Annotated in this window: 17 protein-coding genes, 1 tRNA gene and 1 pseudogene; 16 read left to right on the top strand and 3 right to left on the bottom strand. The window is 57.6% G+C overall.

The window, feature by feature from the left end; translation table 11 throughout:
- Window positions 1-57: 57 nt before the first annotated feature.
- Window positions 58-2,775: an HAD-IC family P-type ATPase gene (locus HNQ59_RS14220; RefSeq protein WP_246491006.1), complete on the top strand. Its 2,718-nt coding sequence runs from the start codon at window positions 58-60 to the stop codon at window positions 2,773-2,775.
- Here HNQ59_RS14220 and HNQ59_RS14215 read toward each other — a convergent pair.
- On the bottom strand, window positions 2,758-3,375 hold the full coding sequence (locus tag HNQ59_RS14215; RefSeq protein ID WP_184040758.1) for a TetR family transcriptional regulator: 618 nt from the start codon (window positions 3,373-3,375) through the stop codon (window positions 2,758-2,760). The genes HNQ59_RS14220 and HNQ59_RS14215 overlap by 18 nt on opposite strands.
- Before the next feature lie 633 nt (window positions 3,376-4,008).
- Between HNQ59_RS14215 and HNQ59_RS14210 the strand changes: the two genes are divergently transcribed.
- From HNQ59_RS14210 to HNQ59_RS14200, 3 genes are read left to right on the top strand one after another with little or no spacing between them, the layout of a single operon-like run.
- The gene (locus HNQ59_RS14210; protein WP_184040755.1) at window positions 4,009-5,193 is read left to right on the top strand and encodes an efflux RND transporter periplasmic adaptor subunit; all 1,185 of its coding nucleotides are present in this window, start codon (window positions 4,009-4,011) and stop codon (window positions 5,191-5,193) included.
- 15 nt (window positions 5,194-5,208) lie between these two features.
- Window positions 5,209-8,352 (top strand): efflux RND transporter permease subunit, encoded by a 3,144-nt coding sequence (locus HNQ59_RS14205; protein WP_184040752.1) that lies wholly within the window; start codon window positions 5,209-5,211, stop codon window positions 8,350-8,352.
- Window positions 8,345-9,763 (top strand): efflux transporter outer membrane subunit, encoded by a 1,419-nt coding sequence (locus HNQ59_RS14200; RefSeq protein WP_184040749.1) that lies wholly within the window; start codon window positions 8,345-8,347, stop codon window positions 9,761-9,763. The genes HNQ59_RS14205 and HNQ59_RS14200 overlap by 8 nt, the downstream gene beginning before the upstream one ends.
- 184 nt (window positions 9,764-9,947) lie before the next feature.
- On the opposite strand, the gene HNQ59_RS14195 is transcribed toward HNQ59_RS14200, so the two are convergent.
- Window positions 9,948-10,038 (bottom strand) — tRNA-Ser (locus HNQ59_RS14195).
- Between the two features lie 124 nt (window positions 10,039-10,162).
- Between HNQ59_RS14195 and dnaX the strand changes: the two genes are divergently transcribed.
- The 5 genes from dnaX (at window position 10,163) to HNQ59_RS14170 (ending at window position 14,131) form a co-directional block, all read left to right on the top strand.
- Window positions 10,163-11,989 carry a DNA polymerase III subunit gamma/tau gene (gene dnaX / locus HNQ59_RS14190; protein WP_184040746.1) on the top strand — a complete coding sequence of 609 codons (1,827 nt, stop codon included), beginning with the start codon at window positions 10,163-10,165 and terminating at the stop codon, window positions 11,987-11,989.
- A 155-nt stretch (window positions 11,990-12,144) separates the two neighbouring features.
- Window positions 12,145-12,471 (top strand): YbaB/EbfC family nucleoid-associated protein, encoded by a 327-nt coding sequence (locus HNQ59_RS14185; protein WP_184040743.1) that lies wholly within the window; start codon window positions 12,145-12,147, stop codon window positions 12,469-12,471.
- Window positions 12,472-12,477: 6 nt separating this feature from the next.
- Window positions 12,478-12,885: a nuclear transport factor 2 family protein gene (locus HNQ59_RS14180; protein ID WP_184040740.1), complete on the top strand. Its 408-nt coding sequence runs from the start codon at window positions 12,478-12,480 to the stop codon at window positions 12,883-12,885.
- 19 nt (window positions 12,886-12,904) lie between these two features.
- Complete coding sequence (gene recR, locus HNQ59_RS14175; RefSeq protein WP_184040738.1) at window positions 12,905-13,501, top strand: recombination mediator RecR; 597 nt, start codon at window positions 12,905-12,907, stop codon at window positions 13,499-13,501.
- A gap of 9 nt (window positions 13,502-13,510) precedes the next feature.
- Window positions 13,511-14,131, top strand: a complete 621-nt coding sequence (locus HNQ59_RS14170; RefSeq protein ID WP_221320254.1) for a ParA family protein — start codon at window positions 13,511-13,513, stop codon at window positions 14,129-14,131.
- A gap of 173 nt (window positions 14,132-14,304) precedes the next feature.
- On the opposite strand, the pseudogene HNQ59_RS14165 reads toward HNQ59_RS14170, so the two are convergent.
- A pseudogene (locus HNQ59_RS14165) lies at window positions 14,305-14,592 on the bottom strand (DUF3579 domain-containing protein); the annotation flags it as partial.
- 289 nt (window positions 14,593-14,881) lie between these two features.
- On the opposite strand from HNQ59_RS14165, the gene HNQ59_RS14160 reads away from it, so the two are divergent.
- The 7 genes from HNQ59_RS14160 (at window position 14,882) to HNQ59_RS14130 (ending at window position 22,639) form a co-directional block, all read left to right on the top strand.
- The gene (locus HNQ59_RS14160) at window positions 14,882-16,723 is read left to right on the top strand and encodes a diguanylate cyclase (RefSeq protein ID WP_184040729.1); all 1,842 of its coding nucleotides are present in this window, start codon (window positions 14,882-14,884) and stop codon (window positions 16,721-16,723) included.
- A gap of 107 nt (window positions 16,724-16,830) precedes the next feature.
- Entirely contained in the window at window positions 16,831-18,654 is a 1,824-nt protein-coding gene (locus HNQ59_RS14155) for a tetratricopeptide repeat-containing diguanylate cyclase (RefSeq protein WP_184040727.1), read from the top strand.
- Between the two features lie 502 nt (window positions 18,655-19,156).
- On the top strand, window positions 19,157-20,065 hold the full coding sequence (gene argF / locus HNQ59_RS14150; RefSeq protein WP_184040725.1) for an ornithine carbamoyltransferase: 909 nt from the start codon (window positions 19,157-19,159) through the stop codon (window positions 20,063-20,065).
- Window positions 20,066-20,192: 127 nt separating this feature from the next.
- Window positions 20,193-20,579 carry a VOC family protein gene (locus tag HNQ59_RS14145; protein ID WP_184040723.1) on the top strand — a complete coding sequence of 129 codons (387 nt, stop codon included), beginning with the start codon at window positions 20,193-20,195 and terminating at the stop codon, window positions 20,577-20,579.
- 6 nt (window positions 20,580-20,585) lie between these two features.
- Window positions 20,586-20,948 carry a 5-carboxymethyl-2-hydroxymuconate Delta-isomerase gene (locus tag HNQ59_RS14140; protein ID WP_184040721.1) on the top strand — a complete coding sequence of 121 codons (363 nt, stop codon included), beginning with the start codon at window positions 20,586-20,588 and terminating at the stop codon, window positions 20,946-20,948.
- A 12-nt stretch (window positions 20,949-20,960) separates the two neighbouring features.
- On the top strand, window positions 20,961-22,178 hold the full coding sequence (locus HNQ59_RS14135; protein ID WP_184040719.1) for an argininosuccinate synthase: 1,218 nt from the start codon (window positions 20,961-20,963) through the stop codon (window positions 22,176-22,178).
- A 263-nt stretch (window positions 22,179-22,441) separates the two neighbouring features.
- Window positions 22,442-22,639 carry a DUF2788 domain-containing protein gene (locus HNQ59_RS14130; RefSeq protein WP_184040717.1) on the top strand — a complete coding sequence of 66 codons (198 nt, stop codon included), beginning with the start codon at window positions 22,442-22,444 and terminating at the stop codon, window positions 22,637-22,639.
- Window positions 22,640-22,905: the final 266 nt, after the last annotated feature.

Here is a 22,905-nt window from a genome sequence, read left to right as displayed (position 1 = left end):
TTTCATCGGGCCCGGTCAGCAGGGGTGGCCCGGCGAGTCAACTGGATGGATCAAGCAATGCACCGATCAGACAAAACCGTTTCCTGGCACAGCATGGCGGCACATACGGCGCTGGCGCAGCTGACATCTCATTATCCTGCGGGGCTGACGGGCCAGGATGCGGCAGATCGACTGGCCCGTCATGGCCCCAATCGCCTGCCGCCGCCTGCCACCACACCGGCTTGGCGGCGGTTTCTCAGGCAATTCCACAATGTCTTGATCTACGCCTTGTTGTTATCCGCCACGGTGACCGGGCTGTTGGGGCATTGGTTGGATATGTCGGTGATCATCGGCGTGGTGGTCATCAATGCCATCATTGGCTTTGTGCAAGAGGGCAAGGCAGAACAGGCGCTGGATGCGATCCGCAAGATGCTGTCGCTCAAGGCCATGGTCATACGTGACGGGGTGCGGGCCGAGGTGCCTGCCGAGTCGTTGGTGCCGGGTGATCTGGTCTGCCTGCAATCGGGTGATAAAGTGCCGGCGGATCTGCGACTGCTGGAGGTCAAGAATCTGCGGGTGGAAGAGGCCGCCATCACTGGTGAATCGCTCCCTGTCGAAAAGCAGGTCGAGCCTGTGGGGGCGGACACTGTACTGGGCGATCGGCTCTCGATGGCTTTCAGCGGCACCCTGGTCAGCTATGGCCAGGGGGTGGGTGTGGTGGTGGCAACGGGCGCGACAACCGAGCTGGGTAAGATCAGCCAGCTATTGCGTGAAGTGGAGCCGATCAGCACGCCGTTGTTGAAGCAGATGGCGAAGTTCGCCCAGCTGCTGACCTATGTCATCGCGGCGGTGGCGCTGGGCGTATTCCTGCTGGGCACGCTATGGCGTGGCTACCCGGCAGAGCAGATGTTTCTCGCCGTGGTCGGGCTGGCGGTGGCGGCGATTCCAGAGGGGCTGCCCGCCATCATGACCATCACGCTGGCGATTGGGGTGCGGCGCATGGCCAGGCGGCGGGCCATCATCCGGCAACTGCCCGCCGTCGAGACATTGGGTGCGCTGACCGTCATCTGCAGCGACAAAACCGGCACCCTGACCTGCAACGAAATGACCGTGCGCCATGTGTTGCTGGCTGATCGGCTGCTGCTGGTCGATGGTGTGGGCTATGCGCCAGAGGGCGGGTTCCGGCAGGATGGGCAGCCGATCGATCCGGCGGCTGACAGCGCATTGCAGATGGCGGCGCTGGCCGGGGCCTTATGCAATGAAGCGCGGTTGGTGCATGCGTCTGGCCAATGGCGGGTCGAGGGTGACCCGACCGAAGGGGCATTGTTGACCCTTGCTGGGAAAGTGGGCTGGGATATGACCCAGGAGCGGCTTCACAGGCCGCGTCGCGATGTGATTCCGTTTGAGTCTGAATACCGCTTCATGGCAAGCCTGCACCATGATCACAATGGTCAGGCCTGCCTGTACCTGAAAGGCTCACCTGAAACGGTACTCAATCGCTGCCGATGGCAGATGGGCCGCACTGGTATCGAGCCTTTGGCGCAGGAGGAGTGGCGATTGCGTTGCGCCGAGCTTGCCGGGCGTGGCGAGCGGCTGCTGGCGGTGGCGATGCGTGATGCTGGCACGGCCACGGCGCTGCGGTTCGATGATGTGGAAGGTGATCTGACGCTGCTGGCCATCGTCGGCATGACCGACCCACCCAGAGCTGAGGCCAGGCAGTCGGTGGCGGCCTGCCACCAGGCTGGCATTCAGGTCAAGATGATCACCGGCGATCACGCAGACACCGCGCAGGCCATTGCGCAGGAGCTGGGCATCAGCGGCAAGGTCGTCACAGGACAGATGCTGGATCAAGTGCCCACGCAAGATTGGCCGCAGCTGGCCGCGACCCATCATGTATTTGCTCGGGTCAGCCCAGAGCACAAGTTAAAGCTGGTCGCGGCCTTGCAAGCGCAACAGCATGTGGTGGCCATGACGGGCGATGGCGTAAATGATGCGCCAGCCTTGAAGCGTGCCGATGTCGGGGTCGCCATGGGGCAAAACGGCACCGAGGCCGCCAAGGAGGCGGGCACCATGGTATTGGCGGATGATCATTTCGCTACCATCGTGCATGCAGTGGAGGAGGGGCGTGCAGTCTATGACAATCTGCAGAAGGCGCTGATTCAAGCCTTGCCCACCAATGTCGCCCAGGCGTGCATGGTGATGATCCCGATCATGCTGGGCATGGCCCTGCCGATCAATGCAGTACAGGTGTTGTGGGTCAATATGGTGTGCGCGGTCACGTTATCGCTGGCATTGGCGTTCGAGCCCGCAGAGGCCAACGTGATGCAACGCCCGCCCAGGGCGACGGGCGAGCCCTTGCTGTCCGGCTTTCTGGTGTGGCGGGTTCTGCTGGTGTCGGCTCTGGTGGCCGCAGCCAGCCTTGCCCTTTACCAATGGGCCAAGCAGAGCGGTGCACCACAGGCTGTCTGCCATGCCGTGGCGGTCAATACCTTGGTGTTCTGTCAGGCATTCTACCTGCTGAATTGCCGGTATCTGATGTCCCCGGTCTTGAACAAAGCAGGGCTGACCGGTAACCCGACTGTGTGGTTGGCAATCGGTGCGCTGGCTTTGCAGCAGGCGGCTTTCACCTACCTGCCGGTCATGAATCGGTTGTTCGACACCGCACCGATGAGCGGCATGCAATGGGCGGCAGTGATGTTGGCTGGCGGGGCGGTGTTGCTGGCCGTGGAGCTGGAAAAGGCCATCATCCGCCGCTACCGCTGCTTGATGCACTCGCCATCAAGGCTGGGCACGTAACCCGGACATATAGATATCCACCAGCCGCTCGGCTTCTTCCAATAGCGGAAAATACTCCGGTACGGGCAACCAGTGATACAGCAGGCCATCGATATAAGACAACAGGCCAATGGCTGCGATTCGGGGAGGGATATCCGACCGTAGCAGCCCCAGCTGGGCGGCCTGGGTCAGTTCCTGTTCGAGCTGATCAAGGCAGTCGTCACGCCCCGCGAGGTGCCGCTTCTTCAGGCTGATCAGCTCCTCAGTGAACTCGCATTTGTGCAGAGTGATATTGAATACTGCCCGGCAATGCGCGTCAGTGACCACTTGCCGCAATACCTCTACCGTCTTGGCCCGGATGCGGTCGAACGGGTTGTCATGGGTGGCATCCAACGAGCTCATCGCCTCCTCAAGCGGCATGTGCGCCCGCTCGCATAAGGCTTCCAACAGGTCGGATTTGTTCTTGAAATGCCAATAGATGGCGCCACGGGTCAGGCCCGCATTGGCGGCAACATCATTCAGCGTGGTCTGGGCAACACCATTGTTGCTGAATAGTTGTTCTGCGGAATCGAGAAGCAGATTGCGTGTTTCCTGTGCTTCCTCTTTTGTGCGACGTACCACGGCGGTTTACCTCACCGTGCCATCGATACGACAGGGGGCACGGTGGCGGGCCGGTGTGGCCAGGGTCAGGTCATCCAAAATGTTCATGTCACTCTCCTGCGTCCAGCTGTGCGGCTGGGTTGATCAACCTGGTTGTCTATATGTCTGATGAATCTTCCGCCTTGTCATGCATCAATCATGTGTATGGATACCTTGACAGGGCGTCTGTTGCAGCAGCGCCGTGTGATCATGGCCATCACATCCACCTGGCGCAGGCATACGGCCTTTCTGCGGCGCGGGCTACCTGCACGACGTGTAAGCGTTCTCATGGTATGGCTGACATCGTTCCATCGTCCGTGCAGTCGTGCATCTTGGGGTCGGGCCGGGTACGGCGCTTGCCGTATGGTGAGTCCGATCGGCGGCGAACCGCGCCCGAAAATCGATTCGGCGCGGGCGATGTGGGTGTGTCAGCAAAGCCTAAACTAATCATTGAAATTTTTATTCAATTTCAATTGGTTAAATTGAGTGCGCCCGACGTGTTCATCATGCTTTGTTACATCATTGTAGCATGGTTTTAATTTACAAACATGCGTGCATGTATGTAACATGAGAAGCACTATAAATTGACCGTTATGAGTCCCACTGGAGTTATCTATGCGACAGCACCACCCAAGAATCGCAACGCTCGTTCCTCTGACTGTCTTGATCCTGGCGGCATGCGGCAAGCCAGCCGAGCAGGGCATGCATGGTTTTCCGCCACCAGAGGTGAGCACGATTCAAGTCAAGACGCAGGATTTGCCGGTTTCTTTTGAATATGTCGGGGAAACCGCCGGGTCGAAGGAAGTTGAAATCCGAGGCCGGGTCAATGGCATCCTCGAAAAGCGTAGTTATGAGGAAGGCAGTTTTGTCAAAGCTGGTCAACCACTGTTTCTGATCGACCCGAAACCCTATGAGGCGCAGGTTGCTGCAGCAGAGGCGGAGGTGGTGAGCGCAGAGGCGCGTCAGGCGCAAGCCCGGCGAGAGGCTGCCCGCTTGAAGCCCTTGATCGAAGAGAAAGCCACCAGCCAGAAGGAATACGACGATGCAGTGTCCAATGAGCAATTGGCCACAGCCGCGTTGAAGGCTGCACAGGCCCGTCTGAAAGGGGCGCGTCTCAATCTGGACTACACCCGTGTCACGGCACCGGTGTCGGGCATCAGCGGTAAGGCCGCCAAGTCAGAAGGCAGCCTGGTCAGCGCGGGCGGGGACAGCCTGTTGACCACGGTGGTGCAGGTTGATCCGTTGTATGTGAATTTCGGTATCTCAGAAGATGATCAGCTCAAACTGTCCCGCGAGGCGGCAGAGGGCAAGATCAAGTTGCCTGAGGGCAATCAGTACCAGGTGTCCTTACGTTTGTCCGATGGCACCACCTTCGACCAGACCGGCAAGCTGATCTTCACTGATGCGCGGGTCAACAATCAGACCGGCACCATCGATTCGCGGGCCGAGCTGGCCAATCCCGGTGCCAAGCTGAAATCCGGCCAATTCGTGCGGGTCATGTTGTCAGGCGCGGTGCGGCCCAATGCCATTGCGGTCCCCCAGGGTGCGGTGTTGGAGAGCGGTCAGGGCAAATTCGTGTATGTGGTAGGCAAGGGCAAGGATGGCGGCGTGGTTGCCGAGGCCCGTCCAGTCAAGGTTGGCGAATGGGTCAATCTGGAGGACGGTAAGGGCTGGGTGGTGAAAGATGGCCTGAAGGCTGGCGACAGCATCATCGTGGACAATCTGGTGAAGATCCGCCCTGGCGCCCCCGTGAAGTTGGCAGCGCCCGGCCAGGCACCTGCCAGCAAGCCAAAAGCTTAAGCAAGGGGCATCTACATGTTTTCACGTTTTTTCATTGATCGCCCCATCTTTGCGGCGGTGATCTCAATCCTCATCACGCTGGCCGGGCTGGCAGCGATGCGGGTGTTGCCGATTGCGCAATATCCGCAGATCGCGCCGCCTGTCGTGTCCGTGCGTGCCGTGTATCCAGGCGCTTCCGCCGAAGTGCTGGAGCAGACGGTCGCCGCCCCGTTGGAAAACCAGATCAACGGCGTGGAGCACATGCTGTACATGAGCTCGACTTCAGCGGGCAATGGTACGGTGGAAATCCAGGTGACATTCGAGATCGGCACCGATGTCGATCAGGCTGCGCTCAATGTCAATAACCGTGTCAAACAGGCCGAGGCGCGCTTGCCACAGGAAGTCAGGCGGCAGGGGGTGACGGTCGAAAAGGGCAGCTCCTCCTTCTTGCAGGTGATTGCCTTCTACAGCCCGGACAGCCGATATTCCGCCCTGTATACCTCCAACTATGTGACGCAGAACGTGTTGGACCGGGTAAAGCGGATTCCTGGCACCACCAATGTGCAGATCTTTGGTGCGAAAGACTACGCGATGCGGATCTGGATCAAACCAGACCGCATGACCCAGCTGAAGATGACGACCAATGAGCTGATCACCGCCATCAACCAGCAGAACGCTCAGTTCGCGCCGGGCAAGATCGGGCAGTCGCCCAATGATGCAGGTCAGGAGCTGGTGTACTCGATCACCACCAAGGGCCGGCTGGCGGATGTGAAGGAGTTCGAAGACATCATCATCCGCGCCACGCCGAATGGCAATATCCGCCTCAAGGACGTGGCCCGGGTCGAGCTGGGGGCCAAGGATAACGACTTCATCGGTCGCTACAACGGCAAGCCTGCTGTGCTGCTGGGCGTATTCCTGCAGCCGGGCGCCAATGCCATTGATGTGGCGGATGAGGTGAAGGGCACCATCAAGTCGATTGCAGAACAGTTTCCAGAGGGCATGACCTATTCCATCCCGTATGACACCACCCGCTTTGTCGAGGTGTCGATCCACGAGGTGGTGAAGACGCTGGGTGAGGCCATGGTATTGGTGTTCCTGGTGGTCTACCTGTTCCTGCAGAACTGGCGTGCGACGTTGATTCCGACCATCGCTGTGCCAGTATCGTTGATCGGTACTTTCGCTGGTCTGCTGATGTTGGGTTATTCCATCAACACCCTGACCTTGTTCGGCATGGTGCTGGCGATTGGTATCGTGGTCGATGATGCCATCGTGGTGCTGGAAAACGTCGAGCGGATCATGCATGAGGAGCATGTGTCGGCGCATGCCGCAGCTGTCAAAGCCATGCGCGAGGTGACCGGCCCGGTGATTGCAATCGTGCTGGTGCTGACAGCGGTGTTCGTGCCGATTGCCTTCCTGGGTGGCCTGACCGGTGAGCTCTATCGCCAGTTCGCCATCACCATCTCGATCGCCGTCGGGATCTCCGGCCTGGTGGCGCTGACGCTGACACCCAGCCTGTGCGTGCTGATTCTGAAGCGTGAGCACAAGGCTCCCGGGCGTTTCTTCACGGCGTTCAACAGCTGGTTCGACCGCATCACCCACCGCTATGTGGGTGGGGTGGGTTGGATGCTGCGTCGTTCCATGATCGGTGGGTTGTTGTTCCTCGGCATGGTGGCGATGACCGTTGGCCTGTGGCAGAAGACGCCAGGATCGCTGGTGCCAGAGGAAGACCAGGGTTACTACATTGCGGCGGTATTCCTGCCGGATGGCGCTACGCTGCAGCGCACTGACAAAGTGGTGCAGGAAGTGATCAGTGCCATGCAATCCAACCCAGCCAACCTGCACGTCATGTCGTTCGCGGGGATGGATTTTCTGGGTGGTGGGTTCCGTAACTCTGCCGCCACCATCTTTGTATCGCAAAAGCCGTGGAGCGAGCGGACAATGACGGCGTCGCAGCTGGTGGGCGAGCTTTACATGAAGACCGCACACATCAAAGAAGCGATGGTGTTGGCTTTCAACCCGCCCGCCATCATGGGCCTGGGCAGTGCAGGGGGCTTTGACTTCTACCTGCAGAATCGGGGCGAGGGCGGGGCGAAGCGCCTGCAGGAGGTCACCCAGCAATTCCTGGCGCGCGCCAACAAAGACCCGATGCTGGCAGGGGTGAATACCTTGTGGCGTGCCTCCACCCCGCAACTGTATGTGAATGTGGACCGCGAGAAAGCCGCCGCGCTGGGCGTGTCACTCGACAATGCCTTTGGCACCTTGTCGGCCATGTTGGGTAACTACTATGTGAATGACTTCAACAAATATGGCCGTACTTGGCAGGTGTTGATGTCTGCAGATACCCAATATCGGATGCGCCCGGAAGACATCGGCTCGATGTATGTGAAATCCAGCGCGGGCAAGATGATTCCGCTGTCGGCCTTCACCAAGGTGGAGTATACGTCTGGCCCAGAGACACTGAACCGGTTCAACAACCTGCCTGCCGTACACATCATCGGCTCGGGTGCGCCAGGGGTCAGCTCGGGGCAGGCTATCGCCCGCATCGAGCAGATCGCCAAAGAGGTCTTGCCACCAGACTTCACCTATGACTGGGGCGGGGCATCGTATCAAGAGAAACGCTCCAGTGGCACATCTGGTCTGGCCATCGGCATGGCGGCGATCATGGTGTTTTTGATCCTGGCCGCACAGTACGAAAAATGGTCACTGCCCCTGTCAGTGATGCTGGCCCTGCCATTTGGCACCTTTGGTGCGCTGGTGGCGGTCTGGCTGCGGGGTATGACCAACGATGTGTACTTCCAGATCGGTCTGGTCACCCTGCTGGGGCTGGCCGCCAAGAATGCGATTCTGATCGTCGAATTCGCTGTGATGAAAAAGAACGAAGGCTTCTCGACCATCGAAGCAGCACGCGAAGCCGCCCGTCTGCGTTTCCGCCCCATTCTGATGACCTCGCTGGCCTTCATTCTGGGGGTGGTACCACTCGCCTTCACCTCAGGTGCGGGTGCCTCGGCGCGGATGTCAGTCGGTACTGGCGTGATGGGTGGCATGGTGGCGGCTACTTTCCTGGCCATCTTCTTTGTCCCATTGTTCTATAAGCTGATCACCGATACGTTCCAGAAGAAATCGAAGAACGAAGACGTGATTCCGGTCGATCGCACGACCACGGAGGACCCTTATGCGTAATTCGCTGACCCTTGCCGTTGCCTTGACGGTACTGGCAGGCTGCGCCAGTGGGCCAGACTACCAGCGCCCAGCGCTGGATCTGCCTGCAGCTGTCAGCCAAGACAGTCAGGCCACGTCGCTATCTCGCTGGTGGACCGCGTTCAATGACGCCACCTTGAACGGCTTGATCGACGACGCCCTGCGCCACAATCAGGATCTGAAGATGGCAGTTGCGCGGGTGGATGAAGCCCGCGCACTGGTTGATAGCAGTCGTGTGTCCTATCTGCCCCAGGTGGATGCCGCCGTGAACAGCTCGCGGACGCGGCCTAGCCATCGGACCGCTTCCTACCGCCCAGGTGGGCCGGATGAGATCACCAACCATCAGGCTACCTTGAACGTATCTTATGAGCTGGACCTGTGGGGCAAGATCCGCCGGGCCAACGAGGCTGCTGATGCCACCCTGCTGGCCAGCCGTGAAGCCCAGCATGCCGCTCAGGCGGCCATTGCTGCACAAGTGGCTCAGACCTACTTCCAGCTCCGTGCACTGGATAAGAAAGTCGATCTGGCGATGAAAACGCTGACCACACGTGACGAAGCGCTCAAGCTGCAGCAAGCCCGTTTCAAGTCTGGTGTGATCTCGTCATTGGATCTCGCCCGGGCCGAGAGTGAGCGCGAAGCCATCGTCGCGGCCTTGCCCAGCCTGAGTGCCGCGCAGCAGAAGACTGAACGCGCCTTAGCCCTGTTGGCAGGCCGCTCACCGAAAGCCATCGCGGAGGGTAAGATCACCCGTCCACAGGCAGACGCAGCCTGGCCCACTCTGCCCACGGTGCCGAGCGGCTTGAGCGCAGATGTGCTCAACCAACGGCCTGATATCCGGCAGTCAGAAGCCAGCCTGATCGCTGCTAACGCCCGTGTGGGTGAGGCTCGCGCCCAGTACTACCCTTCCATCTCATTGACCGGTGCATTCGGCAGCGCCAGTGAATCGTTGTCCAAGCTGTTCTCTGGGGATGCATTGATGTGGAATGTAGCAGGCTCGCTGGTGCAGCCCTTGGTCGGCTTGAAGCGCATCGACGCGCAGGTCAACCAGGCAGAGGCCCGCAAAGTGCAACAGCAGGCCAATTATGTGAAGACTGTGCAAATGGCTTTCAAAGAAGCACTGGATGCCCTGACCAGTCGTTCAGCCGCTGTTGACGTGCAAATGGCGCAAAGCCGCCGCCTGCAATCCTTGGCGCAAGCCACCAAGCTGGCCAAGCTGCGTTATCAAGCCGGGCAGGGCAGCTATCTGGAGCTACTGGACGCGGAGCGCAACCTGTATTCGACGGATATGGAACGCGTCGAATCCGATGCTGATGCACTGACCGCAACGGTCGATGTATACCGTGCGTTTGGTGGTGGCTGGTCGGAAGGCCCCCCCAGCCTAGCTGCCCAGTAAGCATAAGTGCAGATCAAAACACCCTAAGCCAACCAGCTTGGGGTGTTTTTACATGGCGTGGCTGACGCAGCAAGATCCTGTCTGCAGAGGGCGGGCGCTTATCGGCGCCCATCTTTTGCTGCTGTCGCTTGCTGGATTGGAGAAATGAAAAAAGCCATGGCGAACCATGGCTTTTTCTGTAATCTGGCGGAGAGAGCGGGATTCGAACCCGCGTCAGGGTATTACCCTGAACACGCTTTCCAGGCGTGCGACTTAAACCACTCATCCATCTCTCCGGTGAGGAGGCGCGGAGAATAGCGTAAGTTATCGTGTCGCGCAAGTGCTGCGGCGAAAAAAGTTTGATGCAGTGGGGCTTGGCGATCGCGGGGCGGGCAGGGCATTTCTGGTAGAATCCAGGGCATGACCTATCAAGTACTCGCCCGAAAATGGCGTTCGCGCAACTTTGCCCAGGTGGTGGGGCAGGAACATGTTGTGCGGGCAATCACCAATGCGCTGGAAAAGCAGCGCCTGCATCACGCCTACCTGTTCACAGGTACACGGGGCGTGGGCAAGACATCCATTGCGCGTATCCTGGCCAAATCGCTGAACTGCGAAACCGGCATCACCGCTGAGCCATGCGGCCAATGTGCCGCTTGCACCCAGATCGATGCTGGGCGTTTTGTGGATCTGCTGGAGCTGGATGCCGCATCGAACACCGGCATCGATAACATGCGCGAGGTGATCGACAACGCACAATACGCCCCGACCGCTGGCCGCTTCAAGGTGTACATCATCGATGAAGTGCATATGTTGTCAAAGTCGGCTTTCAACGCCATGTTGAAGACGTTGGAAGAGCCGCCGGCGCACGTCAAATTCATCCTGGCCACTACAGATCCGCAGAAGGTGCCGATCACGGTGCTGTCACGTTGTTTGCAATTCAATCTGCGGCAGATTCCACCTCAGACGGTAGCGGAGCACCTGGCCTATGTCTTGGGCCAAGAGCAGATTCCCTTCGAGGCTGGCGCCCTGGCCTTGTTGGGGCATGCCGCAGCCGGCTCGATGCGCGACTCATTGAGCTTGTTGGACCAGGCGATTGCTTACGGGGCTGGCAAGGTCGAGGAAGCAGGTGTCCGTGCCATGTTGGGGGCAATTGATCAGAGCTATCTGTTCAATGTGCTGTCCGCCTTGGCGGAGCGCGATGGCCCAGCGGTCTTGGCACAGGCGGATGCCATGGCGAAACGCAGCATTGCCTTTGATGCGGCACTGCAGGAGCTGGCGGCTTTGTTGCAGCGAGTGGCTTTGGTGCAGGTTGTGCCATCCACCGCAGATGGCCTGCAGGATGCGGATCGTATCCGTGCATTGGCGGGTCAGCTGAGTGCAGAGGATGTCCAGTTGTTCTATCAGATTGCCATCCATGGCCGTAAGGACTTGGCTTTGGCACCAGATGAATACGCAGGTTTTACGATGACCTTGCTCCGCATGCTGGCCTTCACGCCAGATGGCCGGGCAGGGAGTGATGCGCCGCGCCCACCCTCTCAGAGGCCGGCGCCAGCAGCGCGGGAGACCCCGCCTGCGCCGCAGGGTAGCGAGCCGGGGGGGCCGTTGTCGCATGTGCGGACGCTGTTGGCCGTCAAAGGAACAGCAAGTGCCGGCGTGCCGGCTGCCCGCCAGGCACCGCCACCTACCGCTGTAAGCCCGCCGGCGGCCCGCTCAGCTCCGCCATTGCAGGCGGTCAAGTCCACGCCGCCTGCCGTACCAGCGAAGACGCCCCCTGCGGACGATGTGCCCCCGTGGTTGGATGAGATGCCACCGGGGCCTGCCTCTATGCCAGCTCAGATCGAGACTGTGGATCATCGACAAGGTGCGGCTGGCGAGCTGGGCCGGTTCGACGGCGACTGGATGGCGCTGGTGTCCAAGCTCCCGCTGGATGGTCGGGTCAAACCCCTGGCGCTGAACTCCTTGTTGCAGCATTTTGAAGGCAGCCATTTTGAGCTGGCGCTGGATGCGCAATATCGTGCGGCGGCAGACAAGGTTTGCAGAGATCGCTTGGCGGCTATCCTGTCAGCTTATTTTGCTTGTCAGGTATCCGTCTCTGTCGCCATCGTCGATAATCTGGGCGATACCCCGTGGGCAATTCGCCAGGCAGCCATCCGATCAGCGATCGAGGAAGATCCTTTTGTAAAAGCGGTGCAGCACGAATTTGACGCCATTATCGTGGATGGCTCGATCCGTGCATTGGCGGGGTGATGGATTTTTTGTTTGTCGCTGGCCTGTGGCTGGCGATGTGACTTTTTGGATGGGCTCTCGGCTTTGGCCGCGAAGCCGCACCGTGATGCCTGTAAAACAGGCTGTGGTGGCGTGCGCGTAACGAGCCTGCCCGTATCGATAAAGGAGTGGTGCAAATGATGAAAGGTGGCTTGGGCAATCTGATGAAGCAGGCCCAGATGATGCAGGAGAACATGAAAAAGGCCCAGGAGCAATTGGGCCAGGTAGAGGTCGAGGGGCAGTCCGGTGCTGGGATGGTGAAGGTGGTGATGACCTGCCATCACGATGTCAGACGTGTGACCATCGACCCAAGCCTGATGACAGAAGACAAGGAAATGCTGGAAGACCTGCTGGCAGCCGCTGTCAATGATGCCAACCGTCGAGCCGAACAGACCATGCAGGAGAAGATGGCGGGTTTCACCGCTGGAATGGGCTTGCCCCCTGGGTTCAAACTGCCTTTTTGACGCCTCATGATTGATCGGATCGTGATGTTCTGGCAAGCAATACAAGCCCGCAATTGGGAGACCATGCGGGCCTGTTTGCATGAGGACGCGACCTTGAGCTGGTGGGCATCTGGTGAGCACTTTTCAGGAGGCGATGCGATTGTGCATGTCAACCGCATCTACCCGGAGGGGTGGTCGATTACCCTGCATGAAATCAATCCACTGCCAGATGGCCGGGTGCATTCGCTGGTAAGGGTGGATCACCCTGGGCAGGGCGTGTTTTTTGCCAACAGTTTTTTTACCTTGCGTGCAGGCAAGATCCAACATGCCGATGAGTATTGGTCGGATTGTGTGGCCCCGCCAGCCTGGCGAAGTGAAGGTGCATTGCCAGGTTACCGCCAGGAAGGGGAGCGGCGCCCGCCAGTCAGACCCTGAAGTGATCATTGAGTACCCTATGAAAACCCCCTCCAGTCTTGATCAATTGGTTGATGCGCTCAAAGTGTTGCCAGGTGTCGGCCCCAAGTCAGCGCAACGGATGGCCTACCACCTGATGCAGCGCGATCAGGCTGGCGCACAGCGCTTGTCGCAGGCGCTGGCCAGCGCACTGAGCCGATTACAACATTGTGCACGGTGCAATACTTTTACAGAGACTGAGCTGTGCGGGTTGTGCGCTGATGCGGATCGTGATGCGACCCAGCTGTGTGTGGTTGAAATGCCCGCTGACCTGCTCATGATGGAGCAGGCCAGCTGTTACCACGGCTTGTACTTTGTGCTGTTGGGGCGGTTGAGTCCGCTGGATGGCATCGGGCCACGCGACGTCAATCTCGAAAAGTTGTTGATGCGCGCCATGGATGGTCAGGTCAAAGAGGTCATTCTCTCGACCAATTTTACCGTTGAAGGTGAAGCGACCGCCCACTATATCGCTGAAATGCTGAAATCGCGTGGGCTTTCGGTTAGCCGCATTGCACGGGGCTTGCCGGTTGGTGGTGAGCTGGAGTACGTCGATCCTGGCACCTTGGCTCAAGCGGTCTTTGAAAGAAGAAAGCTCTGAAATATGGCATTGACGTCGATTTTGATTGCAAATCCGAAAGGCGGGGCTGGGAAATCGACGTTGGCTACCAATCTGGCAACCTATTTTGCCTGGCAGTCCCAGTCCGTCATGTTGGGAGATGTTGATCAGCAGCAATCCTCCCGGTTCTGGCTCGGTACACGGCCTGGCAATCTACCTGCCATCCAGGGGTGGTGCATAGAGGAAGGGCAGCCCGCCAAGCCCCCCAAGGGCGTGCGCTATGCTGTGCTGGACACTCCTGCCGGCTTGCATGGTAAAAAGCTGGAAACGGTGCTCAAACGCATCGATCGCATCCTGGTGCCTGTGCAGCCCTCTGCCTTCGATATGTGGGCCAGCCGTGCCTTCTTTGAGGTGCTGGCGCAAGAGAAGGCAATCCGTAAACAACAGATCCAGATTGGTGTGGTGGGCATGCGGGTGGATCAGCGCACCCGATCAGCGCAGCAGTTGGCTGATTTTCTGGCGGAATTCGACCTGCCTGTTCTGGGTTGCCTTCGCGAAACCCAGCTTTATGTCAAGCTGGCTGGGCTCGGCATGGGGATTTTTGACCTGGCGTATTCACAATCCATACGTGATCGTGAGCAGTGGCAGCCCATTGTCGATTGGTGTGGGTAATGGCATCGGCAGGGCATGGTTCCGGCGGCTCTGCGTACCAAATGTTGCTGGTTTACACAGAAGAGCCGCAGCCATGCAGAGCCGAAGTGTTGCTATGTCAGGGCGGGCGAGAGCAAGAAGTACTGCCGCGGTCGAGAAGTGTAGTCAAACTACAAAAACTTGTTGGGATACACTTCCTCAATCAGCTGACGGCAATCGACAACACGTAAGTCATTGTCTTTTGCAAAGCTCATCAGGAAGTTGAATACGTTCGGGTCGATCTGTTCGAGCTTCTTGTCCACCGCGACACAGCGGACATTCTCCATCGTCAGTGGCCGAACATAAGGGTGGTATGACATTTTCTGGTCATGACCGAAGGTTGAAAGAATGCCGGACAATCGCTCAGCCCAGTCGCTGGGGCGAAATGTACGACCGTTGGAGGTTACACCTTGAATGATGATTTCGTATGGATTACAGATCATGGCTGGGGACGCGACAGTTTGACGTAATTATACAACATCCGCATTCCCCCTTTTGTTTGGGTAAATACCAATAGCTGTTTTCCTTGTTGCTTGCTATTGACAGACGACCTACTGATCGCGTTCAATCGGAAAAGTGTCTTTGAATATTAGTATAAGATGAAACATATCCAAGTTTTCGAATATCATTGCTCGTCTGTGGTGTAATTCGAATAAACTGAGCATACTCCTATGGATCGGGTATCCGACCCAGGTCGTTTTTCTTCATTACTCTCCTGTTTAAGAAACATGCATGGCTTCTGTCTCTGATATTGCCTTGTTGAATCTAGAGGCTTGGCAGGTCAATTACTCTGATCCTGATCGCTCACGTCTGCTGGCCGAACAAGCGTTGGCCATGGCGATTGCTGCGAGGGATCTGAGTGGGCAGGCTTACGCCAATCTGACCTTGGCACACTGCCATTTACGGCAATTAAATATTACTGATAGCGAATATTTTGCAAAGGCAACTGAGGCTCTGCAGAAGACGTTGGACGACCCGCGTGTGAGTGCGTTACTGACATTTTGGCGGGGTGTGAAATTTTCCAAGGCTGAGGAATATGACCTTGCCTTGGCTTGTTATCAATCGGTGCTGGAGCCCCATCACCCTGCCTTGATGCCTATCGATCTGATGCGTATTTATAACGCATTGGGTGTGGTTCACCTGCGAAAAGGCGAGGATCTGGCTGCCATGCGTTGTCTGTATCGTGCGTTGAGCATCGGTCAGACACAGGGTGCTGCACCCGAGCGTGCCATGTTGTTGTCCAATATCGGGTATATGCAGCTGTGTGCGGGTAATCCGCATGAGTCTTTGCATCTGCAGCGAGAGGCTTGCGAGCTGCTGCAGTTGGATATACATCCATTCCTGGCGCCATTGGTGGCGGCAAATCTGGCGTTGGCGTATCTGGCGGTGGGCAATGCTGAGGGGGCGTTCGAGGCGATACGACCGTTGCTGGCGGTGACGCTGCCAAGCGGCATTAATGCTGCCATACTGGCTTTCTACCACGTGGTGGCCGCACATACCTTTGCCGAGCGGTGTGAGCTTGACCCGGCCAGGCGGCATTTGCAGCGTGCTTGGCAATTGATTGATCAGAAGGATGAGCCGGACATCGAGCTGCATTGTTGCTGGGTGCAGTCTCTATTGTGCCGCGCCGAGGGTGATTTTGCCGAGGCGACCCACCAGCTGAAGGTGGCGCTTCAGCACTCAAGCAAGATCAAAGAGCGCTTCTATGCGGAGCGGATCACGCTGGAGTTGGCGCATAGTCAGGCTCGGGAGGGGTATTTCGAGCAGGCGTTCCGATCATTGTTGAGCCACCATGACATGCTGGAGCAGACGTTGCGCACGGCGGAGCGGGCCAAGTTGCAGACCTTGCAGACCCTGCATGAGCTGGAGCGGGCGGAATCGCAGCGCGATGATGCCCTGGAGGCGGTCGAACGCGCTGATGCAACCAATCGAGAGTTGTTACGGTTGAACCAAGAGCTGGAACACCGGATGGCGGAGATCGAGCTGTTGCAGCAGGCTTTGCGTGAGCAGGCGTTACGCGATCCCTTGACGGGTCTGCACAACCGGCGCCATCTACAGGAGGAGCTTCCCGTTGCAATGGGTCTGGCGGAGCGTCAGGGCCATGCCGTGTGTATTGCTTTGATCGATGTGGATCATTTCAAGGCCATCAATGATGGCTATGGGCACACCATGGGGGATGAGGTGCTGGTGATGCTCGGACAGATACTCAAGGCTAGTGTGCGGGGAAGTGACTTTGCCTGTCGCTATGGCGGCGAGGAATTTTGTATCGTCTTTCAGGGTGCACAGGCCGCTGACGCCGCGCAGCGGCTGGTGGATATCCTGGCCATGGTGCGCTCCGCCAAGGTACAGTGCGATGGCAAATCCTTGAGTGGGGTGGGCTTCTCTGCGGGCGTGGCAGAGTTCCCCGCGCATGGCAGCACCCAGCATCAGCTGTTGAGCCATGCCGATGCGGCCCTTTATCAGGCAAAGCAGGCTGGCCGGGGGCGGGTGGTGGTATGGGGGGCAGAGGGATGCATGTCTTCACCATCTGTTCCAGACATGGCGGAGACCACCTTAGGGCTGGATCAGGTCTAGGTTGCTGCTGGCATTGTGTCTGCACACACTTAAGTTGAAACAGGTTTCAGGTATCGTTGCCATCTGCCCGCCAGGGGGCAACTCGACGGCGGGCTGAGTGCGGAGTCATGTCTAGTATCAATCATTACGGAACCGATAAATCCCCAGCGCTGAACAATCCAGGTGCAGCAAGGGTGCAGATCAGGCGGTTGAATGATCTGGCATGGGACTGCCAGTTTGTGGACCCCGCCCAAGTGCCCCGTCTGGCAGGGCGGGCCGAAAAAATGGCCAGTGAGTTCGATGATTGGCTAGGACTGGGTTGGGCGCTGATCAATCTGGCATTCCACCAGATCCGGTTCGGCTCCTTGGATGATGCCCAAGGATTATTCGAGCGGGCTCAGCATTGTTTCTCCAAACAAGTGGATCGCCGTGGCAGCTGGCTGGTGATGGATGGTTTCGCATTGATCCTGCTGCGCCAAGGTGATCCGGCCAGTGCCCGCCCGATGTTGCAGGCGGTGCTGGATGCGCCAGAGGCTGAGCGCGACCCACTGGACTGGGTATTGACTTTGAATACCCTGGCGACCAGCTGTACAGAGCTGAATGACACCGATGCGGCGCTCCGCCATTTCTATCGGGCGTTGGAAATAGCAGAGCGGATCGGCTCCATGCCAAGAATCGCTCAGGTCAGCATGAATCTGGGCTATGTCCACCTGATGCTCGGCAGTCATGTCGAATCACTGCGCCTGCTGACGCAAGCAGTGGAGATCGCCCGTTCGGTCAATTTGCCGTTCATCATGCCAATTGCTGTTGCCAATCTGGCCCTGTACCACATTACGCAAGGGCAGCATGCAACCGCCTACGAGCTGGTGTCTCCCTTGCTGGGCCATACAGAATGGGTGGAGACAGGGGATCTGGCGTTTTTCGGTGTGATCGCGGCACAGACTTTTGCCATGCGGGGAGATCGCATCGCCGCGTTGCGTTACCTGCATGATGCCGGTAAGAAAGCACAGGTTGCTGAAGACAAGGCTTGCCAGACGCACTGTCTGTGGGTGGAGTCGCTGCTGGCGCGTCAACATGGGCAAACCGGTGAGGCTTTGGCGCTGATGGAGCAAGCGCTGGTCTTGGCAGAGACCGTTCCTGATCGCCACTACCTGATCGAAACCCTGAAATCCCTGGCGGACTTGTATGAATGTCAGGGCGAGCCGACGCTTGCCTTGCACACCTTGAAGCGCCATTTCGCCGCCCGCGAAGAGATGATGTGCCTAGCCACAACTGTTCACGTGCAGAGCTTGGCCATCCAGCACGAGATCAGCCGTGCACGTATGGAGCGTGATTTCGCAGTGGCCAGGCAGGCAGAAGCAGAGCAGGCTGCGCACGACTTGGAGCGACTCAATCGTTTCCTCAACCATAAGATCATGGAGGTGGAGTCCTTGCGTGACCAACTCCATGAGCTGGTTGTGCGTGATCCATTGACCAATCTCTACAACCGGCGCCACTTGCAAGACGAGCTTTGTTCTGCCCTGCAGCTGGCCGCGCGTCAGCATTTTTCACTATGTGTGGTGTTGTTCGATCTCGACCATTTCAAGGTGATCAACGACACACGGGGTCATGCCTTTGGCGACGCAGTGCTGGTGGCATTTGCTGAGCTGCTGCAATCGTCGGTGCGTGGCAGTGACTTTGCCTGTCGATATGGCGGGGAAGAGTTCTGTCTGGTCATGTATGACATCGATACCTCCACCGCAGTCATGCGCGCAGCGGAAATGCTTGGGCACTGGTGCGAGCGGCGCATCACCTATAAGGGCGTCGATGTCGTCGGGCTCAGTTTCTCTGCTGGTGTGGCGGAATACCCCGTCGATGGTACTGAGCCGGATCGTCTGCTGAGCCGTGCCGATGCCGCGCTATATCGTGCAAAGCAACGAGGCCGCAGCAGGATTGATTCGGCGGAGAGATAAGCGCCGCATTGCTTCAACCGTCCATGAGCGTGTCATCGCATGGGCTACCTCTGTGCCGATCATGTCCGCTCACGTTGTCATGGTTGCATGGCCTGGATTGGATGTGTCGCAAAAGCGACAATTTCTGTCGCATTGTAGAAAGTTCTAGTTGCAAGGCACAACTGATTGGGTTAAATATGATCCTTTCCGCGTGAAGACACCCGCATCCGCCGCATCGACGATGTTTTTGTGGACATCACCTCGTCATCGCAGCTGCGTCACATGACACATTTTCGTTCCCATATGTTTGATGCGATCGACGAAGGCGTGGTCGGCCAAGCCGGCGGAAGGCCCACCAGACTCAGCCATTGTGCAATGGCTGATCTACAGTTCAAAGTGTGTGGCCTTCCATTGTCCTCGTCGATATACGACGGCTGTTGTGGTGCCCAATCAACCAATTTCAGCTGGCATATCGCTGGCAGGAGCCAATCCGACCATTGCCAGGTCGGGCAACGGGTGCATTATGAGCATGAAACACTTTCTGCAGTTGAAGGATTTTACTGGCGAGGAATTCGAATACCTGTTCCAGCGCGCCAAGTGGATCAAACACCAATTCAAGAACTATCTTGCCTATCAACCGCTGAAAGACCGAACCCTGGCTATGGTGTTCGAAAAGCAATCCACCCGGACCCGTGTCAGCTTCGAAGCGGGCATGTACCAGATGGGGGGGATCGCCATCAACCTGACCACCGGCCAGACCCAGCTGGGGCGCGGCGAGCCGATCGAGGACGTGGCCAGGGTGATTTCACGGATGGTCGATATCGTGATGATCCGTACCTATAACCAGGACATCATCGAGCGTTTTGCACAGTATTCACGCGTGCCGGTGATCAATGGTCTGACCGATGAACACCACCCCTGCCAGATCATGGCCGATATTTTCACCTTCATGGAGCACCGTGGCTCGATTGCAGGTAAAACCGTCGCCTGGATCGGGGATGGCAACAATGTTGCCCGCTCATGGCTACAGGCCGCCAAGATCTTTGATTTCACCTTGCATGTGTCCACCCCCCCCGGTTTCGAGCTGGATGTGGGCGAGGATGCCTGCGCAAACCTGAAGGTATGCACAGATCCCATGGACGCCGCCCGCCACGCCGATCTGGTGACCACCGATGTGTGGACCAGCATGGGTTGGGAGGATGAGGAGGATACCCGTAAGCAACAATTTGCTGATTGGCAGGTCGATACCGACATGATGCGCGTGGCCAAGCCTGATGCGCTGTTCATGCATTGCCTGCCTGCCCATCGTGGCGAAGAGGTCGCTGCAGATGTCATCGATGGACCGCAATCAGTGGTGTGGGATGAGGCTGAAAACCGCATGCATACCCAGAAGGCGTTGTTGGAGTATCTATTGCTGGGCCGGCTCGCCTAGGCCCCATCGGCACAGGGCTGTTGGAGCTGCCAAGGGTGAGTGGCGTGGCGGGTGTCGAATGGTTGACAGCCATGGGTCGTACCGATTGAAATCATATGGTCACCTGATGAGATAAAGGAATCGGAACATGCTGGATCATATTGGATTGCGCGTCACCGACTACCCCAAGAGCAAGGCGTTCTATGAACAAGCGTTGGCGCCACTTGGATATGGCAAATTGTATGAGTTCAAAGGCGAGGACGCAGGAGGATACGAAGGGGCAGGGTTTGGCGTCGCGCCCAAGCCAGACTTTTGGATTGGCACTGGTGTCCCGCACAAGCCGGGTCTGCACATTGCTTTCCGCGCTGACAGTCGAGCCATGGTTGATGCGTTCTATCACGCTGCATTGGCGGCGGGTGGGGTCTGCAATGGCGCACCGGGTTTGCGCCCGCACTACCATCCCGACTACTATGGTGCGTTCGTCCTCGATCCGGATGGCCACAATATCGAGGCCGTCTGCCACTCACCTGAATAAGACATCATGCCGCATCTGATACTTGAATATACCGCCAACCTCCATCCCCACGCCGATCGCCAAGCATTGTTCCATCGATTGCACGAAACCATGATGGCCTCCGGTGAATTCCTGTTGGATGAAATCAAGAGTCGTGCCATCTGCCTGGATGACTACTTTGTCGGCGCTGGTGGTGATCATCATGCCTTTGCGCACCTGAAGATCCACATGCTCGACAAACGTGATGGGGCGGTCATGGCCCGCATTGCCCAAAGCCTGCTGCCGGTCTTGTCCGAGGCATATCAAACCGCCTTGACCAGCTTGCAATGTCAGATCTGTGTGGAGGTGGTCCCCATACGGTCGGATGGTTATTTCAAAGTCGTATCGTAGAAAGTCGAACTCATGTCAGATATCAAGAAAGTGGTGCTTGCCTACTCAGGCGGCCTCGATACCTCAGTCATCCTGAAATGGCTGCAGGATGCCTATCAATGTGAAGTGGTGACATTCACTGCTGACATCGGTCAGGGTGAAGAGCTGGAGCCCGCCCGGGCCAAGGCGTTGCAGCTTGGCATCAAGCCGGAGAACATCTTCATTGATGATCTGCGAGAAGAGTTCGTCCGTGACTTTGTCTTCCCCATGTTCCGCGCCAACACCATCTATGAAGGTGAATATCTGCTTGGCACCTCGATTGCCCGTCCGCTGATCGCCAAGCGGCAGATCGAGATCGCCAATCAGGTGGGGGCTGATGCCGTGTCACACGGTGCAACCGGCAAGGGCAATGATCAAGTGCGTTTCGAGCTGGGCTACTACGCCCTCAAGCCCGGCGTCAAAGTCATCGCCCCCTGGCGCGAGTGGGATCTGCTGTCGCGTGAGAAATTGTTGACCTACGCCGAGCAGGCAGGCATCCCGATCGAGATGAAGCACAAACAAGGGGGCGCACCATACTCGATGGACGCCAACCTGCTGCATATCTCGTTTGAAGGCCGCCATCTCGAAGACCCGAAAGCCGAAGCGGAAGAATCGATGTGGCGTTGGACAGTGTCGCCTGAAGCTGCCCCCGATTCACCGGAATACATCGATATCGAGTTCGAGCAAGGCGATCCGGTAGCATTGAATGGCGTGCGTCTGAAACCCCATGAGATGTTGGCCAAACTGAATGAACTGGGTGGCAAACATGGGATCGGTCGGCTGGATCTGGTCGAGAACCGTTATGTAGGCATGAAGTCGCGTGGCTGCTACGAAACACCAGGTGGCACGATTCTCCTCAAAGCGCATCGCGGCATCGAATCGATCACCCTGGATCGGGAAGTGGGCCATCTGAAAGATGACCTGATGGCCCGCTACGCCAGCCTGATCTACAACGGCTATTGGTGGAGCCCAGAGCGCAAGGCATTGCAGGTGCTGATCGATCATACCCAGCAGCACGTCAATGGCTGGGTGCGGATCAAGCTGTATAAAGGCGGGGTGTCAGTGGTGTCACGCGACTCGAAAGACACACTGTTCGACCAGACCATCGCGACCTTTGATGATGATGGTGGTGCATACAATCAGGCCGACGCCGGTGGATTCATCAAGCTGAACGCCCTGCGCATGCGGATTGCCGCCCGAAAACGCAGCTGAACGATTTGATGCATAAGCAACAGGCGTGCCATATGGCACGCCTGTTTTTTTAAACAAGTGTATGAAACACCGCAGCAAATTGCTGCGTCGCAATGTGATATTGGTTAGAATATACGGAATTGATTGCTGAATCAGCTGAATACCCATGGGGTATCCTCAAGCCGCATGCTGATTGGCTTGGCACTTGGCAATGCCAGCACGCCCCCCTGGCAAGGATGAGGCGCAGCCGATTCTTTCCGTTTATTCGATGGTGCATTGCAGTAATGAGTGAAGAGCTGTTTACCGAATTGTCGTTGCAGATATGCTTGACCGGGTTGATTCTCTACATGGGCTTCATTGTGTATGACTTGGCCAAGGAGTCCAAAGCGGGCAAGTATGGAACCGTGGTGATGTTCGGTACCTTGGGTCTGGGCGTGCTGGGTTTCGTGATCAAGACTGTGATCACCAAAGTTCTGAGTTGATCCGCATCTTACGTGGGGTGTTTACACCGCCTGCTTTACCTCAATCGATCAAGTGGTTCCATTACCGCAGAGTGCGGTTGGAACGGCTTCGACATTGAAGTCCTTGAAACTCTCCACTCAGTATGCCATTTTGGATAAGAGGCTGTTTTCACGTTGAAACACTGCGTGAGTGCAGGCTTCGTGATGTATAGTTTCTCTCCTCTAGCTGACATCACTTGATTGTCCTGGCCTGCCAGCTGATGTGGTAATCAGGAAGCCGAAAGTCT

It is taken from the genome of Chitinivorax tropicus, from assembly GCF_014202905.1.
Taxonomy (GTDB): domain Bacteria; phylum Pseudomonadota; class Gammaproteobacteria; order Burkholderiales; family SCOH01; genus Chitinivorax; species Chitinivorax tropicus.
Note: the sequence above shows the minus strand (reverse complement) of the source record. Positions and strands in the feature narration are given on the sequence as shown.

Excerpts from the sequence above, each read along its gene's own strand:
- HNQ59_RS14185 (WP_184040743.1), top strand. The coding sequence starts at position 12,145 with ATGATGAAAGGTGGCTTGGGCAATCTGATGAAGCAGGCCCAGATGATG.
- HNQ59_RS14180 (WP_184040740.1), top strand. The coding sequence starts at position 12,478 with ATGATTGATCGGATCGTGATGTTCTGGCAAGCAATACAAGCCCGCAAT.
- dnaX (WP_184040746.1), top strand. The coding sequence starts at position 10,163 with ATGACCTATCAAGTACTCGCCCGAAAATGGCGTTCGCGCAACTTTGCC.
- HNQ59_RS14155 (WP_184040727.1), top strand. The coding sequence starts at position 16,831 with ATGTCTAGTATCAATCATTACGGAACCGATAAATCCCCAGCGCTGAAC.
- HNQ59_RS14145 (WP_184040723.1), top strand. The coding sequence starts at position 20,193 with ATGCTGGATCATATTGGATTGCGCGTCACCGACTACCCCAAGAGCAAG.
- argF (WP_184040725.1), top strand. The coding sequence starts at position 19,157 with ATGAGCATGAAACACTTTCTGCAGTTGAAGGATTTTACTGGCGAGGAA.
- recR (WP_184040738.1), top strand. The coding sequence starts at position 12,905 with ATGAAAACCCCCTCCAGTCTTGATCAATTGGTTGATGCGCTCAAAGTG.
- HNQ59_RS14140 (WP_184040721.1), top strand. The coding sequence starts at position 20,586 with ATGCCGCATCTGATACTTGAATATACCGCCAACCTCCATCCCCACGCC.
- HNQ59_RS14160 (WP_184040729.1), top strand. The coding sequence starts at position 14,882 with ATGGCTTCTGTCTCTGATATTGCCTTGTTGAATCTAGAGGCTTGGCAG.
- HNQ59_RS14200 (WP_184040749.1), top strand. The coding sequence starts at position 8,345 with ATGCGTAATTCGCTGACCCTTGCCGTTGCCTTGACGGTACTGGCAGGC.
- HNQ59_RS14220 (WP_246491006.1), top strand. The coding sequence starts at position 58 with ATGCACCGATCAGACAAAACCGTTTCCTGGCACAGCATGGCGGCACAT.
- HNQ59_RS14130 (WP_184040717.1), top strand. The coding sequence starts at position 22,442 with ATGAGTGAAGAGCTGTTTACCGAATTGTCGTTGCAGATATGCTTGACC.
- HNQ59_RS14210 (WP_184040755.1), top strand. The coding sequence starts at position 4,009 with ATGCGACAGCACCACCCAAGAATCGCAACGCTCGTTCCTCTGACTGTC.
- HNQ59_RS14205 (WP_184040752.1), top strand. The coding sequence starts at position 5,209 with ATGTTTTCACGTTTTTTCATTGATCGCCCCATCTTTGCGGCGGTGATC.
- HNQ59_RS14135 (WP_184040719.1), top strand. The coding sequence starts at position 20,961 with ATGTCAGATATCAAGAAAGTGGTGCTTGCCTACTCAGGCGGCCTCGAT.